The sequence below is a fragment of the Alteromonas profundi genome, assembly GCF_010500865.1.
GTDB classification, from domain to species: domain Bacteria; phylum Pseudomonadota; class Gammaproteobacteria; order Enterobacterales; family Alteromonadaceae; genus Alteromonas; species Alteromonas profundi.
Map to the genome: position 1 here is coordinate 1 of NZ_JAAAWN010000046.1, position 9871 is coordinate 9871.

General features: G+C 40.1%; 7 protein-coding genes. 5 read left to right on the top strand and 2 right to left on the bottom strand.

The window, feature by feature from the left end:
* Positions 1–421 precede the first annotated feature (421 nt).
* From GTH32_RS18565 to GTH32_RS18585, 5 genes are all read left to right on the top strand, one after another.
* On the top strand, positions 422–2080 hold the full coding sequence (locus GTH32_RS18565; RefSeq protein ID WP_343033460.1) for a class I SAM-dependent DNA methyltransferase: 1659 nt from the start codon (positions 422–424) through the stop codon (positions 2078–2080).
* Positions 2073–4091, top strand: coding sequence for a DEAD/DEAH box helicase (locus GTH32_RS18570; protein WP_203565557.1), 2019 nt, complete (start codon positions 2073–2075; stop codon positions 4089–4091). Before GTH32_RS18565 ends, GTH32_RS18570 begins: the two co-directional genes overlap by 8 nt.
* 10 nt (positions 4092–4101) lie before the next feature.
* Positions 4102–5289 carry a GIY-YIG nuclease family protein gene (locus GTH32_RS18575; protein ID WP_163088600.1) on the top strand — a complete coding sequence of 396 codons (1188 nt, stop codon included), beginning with the start codon at positions 4102–4104 and terminating at the stop codon, positions 5287–5289.
* Entirely contained in the window at positions 5286–6203 is a 918-nt protein-coding gene (locus GTH32_RS18580) for a COG2958 family protein (protein WP_163088602.1), read from the top strand. Before GTH32_RS18575 ends, GTH32_RS18580 begins: the two co-directional genes overlap by 4 nt.
* A 69-nt stretch (positions 6204–6272) precedes the next feature.
* On the top strand, positions 6273–7697 hold the full coding sequence (locus GTH32_RS18585; protein ID WP_163088604.1) for a hypothetical protein: 1425 nt from the start codon (positions 6273–6275) through the stop codon (positions 7695–7697).
* 163 nt (positions 7698–7860) lie between these two features.
* Here the strand turns inward: GTH32_RS18585 and GTH32_RS18590 are convergent, their stop codons facing one another.
* Positions 7861–9192 (bottom strand): hypothetical protein, encoded by a 1332-nt coding sequence (locus GTH32_RS18590; protein WP_163088606.1) that lies wholly within the window; start codon positions 9190–9192, stop codon positions 7861–7863.
* Between the two features lies 1 nt (position 9193).
* Positions 9194–9796: a nucleoid-associated protein gene (locus tag GTH32_RS18595; RefSeq protein ID WP_163088610.1), complete on the bottom strand. Its 603-nt coding sequence runs from the start codon at positions 9794–9796 to the stop codon at positions 9194–9196.
* Positions 9797–9871: the final 75 nt, after the last annotated feature.

Below are 9871 nucleotides of genomic sequence, written 5' to 3' on the forward strand. Positions count from 1 at the left end.
TATTCATGCTGTTGTGTGGTAACAAGCCTAATTGCACGTTCACGAAATTCTGATGTATAGCGATTTGATTTTTTCATAGTTCCAGTTTCTCAAGTTATTGAGTCTCTGGCAAACACGGGGCGATTCACTTGCTGACCTACCAACTTTTGTACAAAACAGCGACGTGACCAATTACCATGCAATAGTTAAATCCAACTTCAGAATGCAAATAGCCTTTTAATATAGTCTAATAATGAGTGAGTAAATCTCGTTTTTAGCTTATGAACTAGTTGAATTTCCAATCACCAAACGTCTACATATCTAACACTACTAAGTAGTGACAAAAGAAAATAAATGTCACTACCTTTCGTAAGTAACTATGGACAACTCTTGAATGGCCTCTATTCCATATAGATAAGACGCTAGAGCTATTGTCACTAGCATTAAATGTTACGGGTGTTGCGGTAGCGGTAATTTTCTTGTAATTGCCTACCGTGAACTTAGAAAGCTTGAGTTACAGGCAATGGATGCTCTTCGCGATTTAGAAGGAGGTGCATCACTGGCATTCGGCTTTAGCTCTGTTATTTCACTTTCAAAATTTTATGGAATTGAGTATGCCGATTTTGCGGCGGAAACAGCAAAGTTAGCTTTATGGATTGCAGAGTATCAACAGAATGCAAGGTTTATTGCTGCTTTTGGAGCCGAAATACCAGCCCTACCCCTAAAAGACTCTGCCAATATAGTTTGTGGAAATGCTTTAAGAATAGACTGGAAAGTATTTTGCCACATTGATAGCAATGAAAGCTCCGATATTTACATAGTGAGTAACCCGCCATACCTAGGCTCAAGAAACATGGAGCCTTCACAAAAAGAAGATATGAAGCTTGTTTTCAAGAGTTATACTAATAAATTCAATAGTATGGATTATGTTTGCGCATGGTTTTTAAGGTGCGCTGAGTTTACAAACTCAGAAAAAATTAAGTTTGCTTTGGTAGCGACAAACAGCATTTGCCAAGGACTTCATGCAACACTAATTTGGCCCATATTATTTGATTTCGGAATAGAACCTTTCTTTGCTCACAAATCTTTTAAATGGAGTAACAATGCAGCTAATAAGGCTGGTGTTACTTGCGTGATAATTGGTTTTAGAAAAGCTTCGTCTGGCAAGAAATACTTATTTTCAGGTACTAATGGGGAGGAAGTGGAAAATATAAATCGTTATCTAGCCAACGCTGAAGATGTGTCTGTATCGGCAGCTAAATCATCTCTATCAAGTTTTCCTGAAATGTTGTTTGGCAATATGCCTCGAGACGGAGGCGGCTTGATTTTGTCACCTGATGAAGTGGATGAATTGTTGAATGAGGAACCATCTTTAAAGCAATTCATAAGAGGTTTCCTTGGCTCTCAAGAATTCATAAAAGGTAGCAAACGATTTTGTTTATGGTTTGAAGAAGAACAATTAAATATAGCGAAGAGTTATAAGGTATTAGAACCACATCTGTTGAAAGTGACTCGTTCAAGGTTGCAAAGTCCCGCTGAGTCGACACGGAATTCGGCGTCGAGACCTCATCGGTTTACTCAAATCCAAAGCGTTGCTAGAGATCATTCGATTATTATCCCAAGCGTTACGTCTGAAAGGCGAGAATATATACCTGTTGGTGTACTTACAGAAGGAGAGATCATTTCCAACCTGGCATTTGCAATTTATGACTCGCCACTATTTTACGTATCTATCTTAAGTTCGAAACTACATATTTGTTGGGTTAGAGCCGTGTGTGGCCAACTGGAGACGAGAATTAGGTACTCAAACACTTTGGGGTGGAATACTTTTCCGTTTCCCCCCATCTCAGATGAAGCAAAAGATAAATTAGATAAATCAGCAAGACGGATACTGCTAACAAGAGAAAAGTACTTTCCAAAAACTATTGCCGAATTGTACGACCCAGATGACATGCCTCAAGAGCTTAGGTCTGCTCATCTCGAGAATGATAAACTCGTTGAGACGATATTCTGTGGGCGCGAGTTTGAAAATGAAGATGAACGGTTAAAAGCATTATTCGAGATGTATGTTGAATTGAGCGAGGGAAAACGCAATGTCTAATAGGTCAAGTGAGATAACAGCAGTTAGAATCGACCTTGATGAAACTCGTAAACCTTTAGAATCAGACCCAATGGGTATGCGCCCAATGCAACGTAGAGTGTTCGATAAACGCGAAGCGCAATACCTACTTATAAAGTCACCGCCGGCCTCTGGTAAGTCGCGCGCATTAATGTTTCTTGGGTTGGATAAGCTAGAAAATCAAGGCTGTAAGAAAGTGATTGTTGCAGTTCCCGAAGTTTCGATAGGCTCAAGCTTTGCTGATACAGATTTAGCCAGTCACGGTTTTTTTGCGAACTGGGAAGTGAAACCTGAATGGGATTTATGTAGCCCAGGTGCAGACCATGGAGCTGGGGCCAGAAGCAAAGTTAAGAAGTTATTGGCCTTTCTTGAGAGTGATGATGTCGCTCTAGTATGCACTCATGCAACGTTACGATTTGCATTCCAAGAAGCCGGTGAAGAAGTACTCGACGACTGTGTTCTCGCTATCGACGAATTTCATCATTCCAGTTCAAGTGAAGAGAGTAAGTTAGGAGAGTTGCTTCGTTGTGTAATACAGCGAGATAAAGCTCATGTCATCGCTATGACCGGAAGCTATTTCCGAGGCGATGACATGGCAATCATGTCTGTAGAAGATGAAGCACGCTTTACCCATGTGTCTTATACATACTGGGAACAGATGGCCGCCTACAAGCACCTTAAAACGCTTAAGATCAACTACAGTTTTTACAGTGCGCTGGATGGAAGTTATCTACAGGCACTACCAAAAGTGTTCGACCTGTCCAAGAAAACAATCATTCATATTCCGCACCGCATGAGTCCTGAAACGGCTGGCAGCAAACATGACGAAGTCGATGCGATCATCGATATCATCGGCGATATGCAAGACGTTGAGGAAGAAACAAATTTCTATCCAGTTGTAGCAAAGGATGGTCGTACATTGATTGTCGCCAATCTTGTAGAGGATGACCTAGAGTTCAGGAATAAGCTGCAAGAGTCTTTACGCGACAAAAAACAACAAGAGCGAGTCGACGTAATCATTGCATTAGGTATGGCAAAAGAGGGGTTCGACTGGCCTCCTGCTGAACACTCAATTACCGTAGGTTACAGAGGTTCATTGACCGAGATAATCCAGATCATAGGCCGAGTCACCCGTGACCATGAAGGCAAACCAACGGCAACATTTACAAACTTAATAGCAGAGCCTCGAGCTGACGACGAATTGGTAGTCAATGCGGTCAATCAAATGCTCAAAGCAATCTCTGTATCTTTGGCAATGGAGCAGGCACTTGCACCTAAGTTCAAGTTCGTTCCAAAATCGAGTGATGATTCTGTTGGTAAGGGGGAACAAGACTCGAACACTGGCGAAATTGTTATTGGCGTGAAAGATCTCAAAGAGCCTAAGTCAGAAAGAGCCAAACAGATTATCGAGCAAGAAATGGATGAACTGGTCGCAGCCGTATGCCAAAACTCTGATGTCATTAAGGCCATGGCAAATGAAGATATGCCAGGAGAACTCGTTCAGGATGTTTATGTTCGACGGGTAATCGAAGAAAAATATCCGAATGAATCTGAAGAAGATGTTGAAGCGATAAGGCAACGGGTAGCTGCCACGATGGCGATGGCCTCTGTTGGGAACAATGAGAATGCTTCAGATGATGAAGATGAGCAACAGGCTGGGAGTAGAAGTTTCGTTGGACTTGTTCGCAAGTTTATAAACATTAATGACCTATCGGTTGATCTGATTGACAGTGTTAATCCATTCGGTCACGCCTATGAAGTGCTTAGTAAGGGACTGACTTCTGAACTGCTGCAGAAAGTTCATGGTGTTGCCTCAACGCAAAAAATAAAGATGACCGAAGAAGAAGCCTTAGCTTTGTGGCCGAGAATCCAAGAGTTCGCACGTGACAATGGACGCCCTCCTAGTTTTGAAAGTGACATTGCGCTTGAAAGACGTCTTGGGGAAGCTCTTGAGTGGCTGAAGAACAAGAAGCGTGAACAGATGAGAGCATAAGGGAATAAGTATGGCTAAACGGACATTAGACGACGTATTTAACGATGACCCATTGGGTTTACTCGAAGTTTCTGTGACCAAGTCAAAAAAGCTTAGTCACTATGCGATTTACTATGAGACGTTTGAAGAACTCAAAAGCTTTATCGAAGCAAATGGTAGAGAGCCTGATATTGAAGCCACTAACATTCATGAGGCTAAACTGGCTGCACGATTGTCTAAGCTTCGTTCAACGCCAGAAGCTCTTGAAGCTCTTGCACCTTTTGATGTAGAAGGCTTATTAGGTACTAAATCGACTGGTGAAAAAAAAACTGAATTAACAATTGATGATGTCCTGTCGAGTGACTTACTTGCCGATGATGACGATATTTTTAATTTAAAGCATGTGACTGTCGGAACAAAAAGCCAGACTGCAAGTGCTGACATGGCAACTCGTAAAAAATGCATGGACTTTGATTCGTTTAAGCCTTTGTTCGTGAGAATTCAAAAGGAACTAGACGAAGGTACATTAGAGACTTCAGGCATCAAAGGTATCGCCGAGATACAAAAAGGCCAAGCCTTTATCTTAGCTGGTTTAATTGCTTATGTTGCTGAGATGGGTGAGAAACATGAGCGTCGTAAAGGCCATCATAATGCGCGTATGCGCGTAGTTTATTCGAATGGCATGGAAAGTAACTTGCTGCTTCGGTCATTTGGTGCCGCGCTATACAAAGACAAATCAGCCAGAGCAATTGTCCCCAAAGATTCAGGACCGCTATTTGTTGAAGAGGACTCTCCACTTTACAAAACAGGTATCGTTTACGTACTGCGCTCAAAGTCAGAGGAGCCTTCGATAGCGAAGCATCGTGAGTATCTCCATAAAATTGGCGTGACGACCTCTGATGTTAAGAAAAGAGTCGCGAACGCCGCTAAGGACGCTACCTACCTTCTTGCTGACGTGGAGGTCGTTGCAGAGTTTACGCTTTATAATATGAACCTTCAGGCCACTGAAAAGTTACTTCACGCATTTTTCCGAGAAGCTCAAGCAGACATCCAGATCCCTGACCGTTTTGGCAACATGGTAAAGCCTAAAGAGTGGTTCTTTTTGCCACTAAGTGTGATCAAGGAAGTAGTCAATATTCTGCAAAACGATGATATTAGAAAATACAAATACAATTCTAGTGATATCTCGATTGCTCGAATAGAGGAATCATTTAAATGAGTAACAAAACGCGAGTAGATATGATCATCGAAACCTTGCGTGATCATAAGGGTGAAAAGCTGACCGCACGTGAGCTTGCCAAGCTTTTTCTCGAACGCTATCCAGCCGAAATGGCTGAGAAGATGAAGAATCCCAACTACGCCAATGACGAAGAGCTTATCGCACAACTGGCGGCAGAAGTTGGTGGTCAGAGAACACGACGAGCCAAAGACAAGTGCATCAATATTAAAACTCGCGAAAAACCAAGGCCACGTTTGTATTACTGGGAAGATAATCCGCAGGAAGAAGATTTAAGCGCAGTGGATGATCAACTGCACGAAGCGGAAGATCTTAAATTAAAAGAGCACGACCTATATCCCATACTTATCGAGTTTTTAAATAAGGATATGGGTCTGTACTGTCATCGTATTGATGAAAAAACGTCGAAGAATAGCCAAGGCGCAGGCGGTAATCATTGGCTACATCCTGACATTGTAGCGATGGAACCATTGGATAAAAGTTGGTCTCAGGCTGTAAAAACATGCGTTAGATTCGGTAACGACAAATCAGTAAGGCTTTGGTCCTTCGAAGTAAAAAAAGAGCTTACACGTGCAAATGTTAGAAAGTGCTTTTTCCAAGCCGTTTCGAATTCAAGCTGGGCAAATTTTGGTTATTTAGTTGCAACTGGGATATCAGATGGTGTTGAGCCTGAGCTGCAAATGCTTTGTTCACTGCATGGTATAGGTATTCTGTTATTGGATGTCGGTGATTTGTATAACAGCCAAATTCTTATACCAGCAAAGGAAAAATCTGATATTGATTGGGTATCAGCTAACCGTATCGTAGAAGAGAACCCCGATTTTATGAATTACATTAAGCAGGTAGGGATTTATCACCAAACAGGTGAATTGATTCCCAGTGTTTGGAATAAGTGAGATGCTTGTAATTTTTAAATAAAGTATTAAATGAAAAATCTACCTGACTGAAAATAAGGAATATTACTAATGAGCAACGGAATTAATGTAACATCACAAAACCAAGTGGTTACTGGCGTAGATCAATTTTCGAATGGACTAACAACATATCTAAATGAACTAGGCTTACCCGAAAGTAATGTCCTTGTTCCTGTTCCTGAAAGATCAAGAGTAATAAATAACCTTCCTGAAGTTATAAATCTAGTAGACGTAAATCAGAGAACAACTTCAATATATTTGTCTAAGTTCATCGCAGCATGCGGGGCTGGTTTATTTGACGCTGCCCTGAACTTCATTTGGGATGAAACTGTTGTGAATCTCAGAAAAAAAGTAGCAAGGTTCGATTTGGAATATTTCTACGACAGTGTTGTTACTGATGAAAATAGAAGAAAAAAGCTTAGAGACGAGGACGATTTGGTTAAGCTTGATGAATGGGAGCTAGTAAGAGGTTGCCATCTAACAGGAATTTTATCAGACATTGGCTTCAAGCATTTAGACTATATTCGGGACATGAGAAATTGGGCCAGTGCAGCCCATCCAAATCAAAATGAACTGACCGGGTTTCAACTAATATCGTGGCTTGAAACTTGTATTCGAGAGGTGATAGGGAAAGAGCCAGAAGGACCTGCCATAGAGATTAAACGTTTCTTAGGCAGTATTAGAAATAATGCTTTGACACTGCCGGACGCGGTTCCAATAAATGCAGGAATAGAGCATCTACCACCCGATCTCGGTACTTCATTACTGCGCACCCTATTTGGTATGTACACAGGGAAAGCTGCTGACGCTAGGCTTAAAAACAATATTAAGCTTGTCTGTAATGCTGCATGGAACATTTCGCCTGATGAGGTCAAATACGAGTGTGGTTTGAAATATGCCACTTTTGCTTCTAATGGGGAGATCGATAGGCGAGATTCTGCTCGCGAGTTTTTAGATGCTGTTAATGGATTGCCATTTCTACCAAGTGACACTCTTGCAGTAGAGATATCTGAAAAAATTAACAACCTTTATGCCGCTCATATTGGTTTTAACAATTTTCATAATGAGCCTTCGCATGCTCGAGTCTTGGACTCATATGTGTCCAACACAGGCATTATCCCTGAGTCAGTGCGCAAGGCATATGTTAGAACGGTAGTTATGTCCAAGATAGGAAATGGCCACGGTGTCTCTACAATGGCCGAGTCATATTACGACAATATGCTTCAGAAATTCGGTGAACATGAGATAAAAGAATTTGTGACTCTTTTAATGAATACGGAGTTCTCGTCACGAGTTGCTTTGAGTGCCTGTAGATCTAATTATAAAGCGTTGGTAGCGTATTTCCTTCCGAGAACGACTAATCAGATAACTCAACAAGCGTTACAAATGATAAACCAATCGACTGATCAACAGCTTCCAAACTTGGGGAAAGATACTCGATTCAAACAATTGATTGGAAGTTATTCATTATCTTAAACCCCCACTAAAATTCAGAAGAAGTAGGTGTAAATGATTATTATTCCCGCATCGATTTAAAGAGGAGATAGTTGCTGTTAATAACTGATGGAAGCCATTCTTTTTTCAAGGAAATAACAAAATATAGCTCCACGTTAATACGACTTAACAGTGACTAGTTTTTCTAACTCAGTAAGTACTGCAGAATACTTTTGAGCCAACTATTTATTTTTTCATTGAATCTAATATAAATAACGATTAATGAAGCCAAAAAGGGAAGCCAAGATACTATTGCATAAAAAAGTATTAATTTTTTCTTTTTTTCAAGCTGCTGACAGAGTGATTCTTTAATATCACACACGTTTGAAAGTATACCAATGTTCGACTTCTCCTCTTCGCTGTTCCTTTCAAATTTTTCAAAAATAAAAGATATGCTTGATGAAAGATATTCTGCTCTTCCTTTTTGACTGATGATCATCAGAAATGTAAATAGGCTAGCGAGACCAGCAGCAACCAAAATAAGTAGGTTCGATTCCGTATTGTTACTTCTCGCTAGAGCTCCTAGAGCTAGAAAAGAAGCTGGGATCGCGTACAGTTTGCCTTGTATGTTACCAATTACGGATTCAATTTTTTCTAGGTAAGAAAAATGGGCTTCCTCGATATCCTTCTTAAACTCGCTGACTACAAAATCTTCCATGAACAATTCTAGGTGTTCGTAGTATGAGTTTCTTATAAGATCTAGCGACTTGACTATTTCCAGAGAGTCGTCATTACCTGTTTTTTGAGCCCTTACTCGCGCTAGTGTTTCAACGAAAGCAATGCGTAGGAATTTTCTTTTTTCTTCGTGATGTAATGATGAATCATTTTTTTCATCTTTTAAGTCAAAAAAATGACCGACATCAGGAATATCCTCTATGTCTATCATTTCAGCTAAAATATTGGTTTCGAAGTGTATTGGTTTTGTAAGCTTCTCTTGACCTGCTTTTTCTATAAATATCAGCTCACGACACGAGTCGCCTTTACGATTGAGATTTGAAATTTCTTCAAATATTGAAAACCAATCTAGAACTCTTTCAATCTTTTGGAGTTTCGTATTACTTTCTGATTCGTCAGATATATAGTCACTTGAAGCCAAGTAAAAGCTTTTTGGTAGAGGATTGCCGCAAGAGAGAAGTTTCTTATGAGATTGTATTAGCTCAAATTCATTGTTAAAAATATATACTTCAGGGATTTTGTTACGCCTTGGGAAGCCCACGGTTAAATTCGAAACATTTTTTTCTGCATAATGATTTGAACTACAGTCCGAAAAATCATGCTGAATTCCATCCACTTCAAGGACTATGTATTCGTTAATTGAGGGAAGCTTCTCAACAAGTTCTTTTAAAAGATCAAAGAGATCTTGGGTAATTAATAAAGCACCTTCTACTTTTATCTTTGTGCCGCCCTCAAGCACTCGTGGGTTTGGAAGAGCTTTGAAAATTCTGACTAGTAGGCTTAAAAGCTCTCTGTCATTCATCTTATTCACCCTCTCCTAAACCTAGCTCTTGAATAATTCTTTCTTTTAGTTCTGAAGGAATTTTAGGCATATAAAGAATGTCGTTATCTCTATCGTACATAAATGATTTATCGACATCTTTTCCTTTCAGACCTATGATGTCTTTATCAAAATTTAGCTCCCATCCTTCTCCTTCACCTTTTATTTGCCTGAGAGATCTCGCTGTTGTGCCCTTAGACTGGAAAGTATCAGGTAATTGATATTCTTCATTTTTGGCGTAAGCTAAAAAGTCATCCTTTGTATTCTCATATATGTTTTCGGGTAAATACTCATTAACCTTGCGATGAATCTTACTTATTGATATTGGTTTCTCGGCGCTTTCAATTAGTAAGTCTACGACAGCATAATATGCTTCTTTCGCTTTTTCTTTTTCCACTCCAACCGAGAGTAAGAAGGACCTTGCTGCTTTTGGTGCGCTAGCTGTCGCCTTTGCTGGTGTGACATTAGCCTTACATGAAAATGCATCCAAAAAATAACCAGATGGCTCTCCAGCTTTACTGACGAAACTAATATTGAATCGCCCCGTGTTTGCCAGAGACTCAATAACTTGAGAAACTGGAACTATGAAAAAATCAAATCGCTATACATCAGAATTTCGTGAACGTGCAATTAGGCTTGTTACCACACAACAGCATGAATA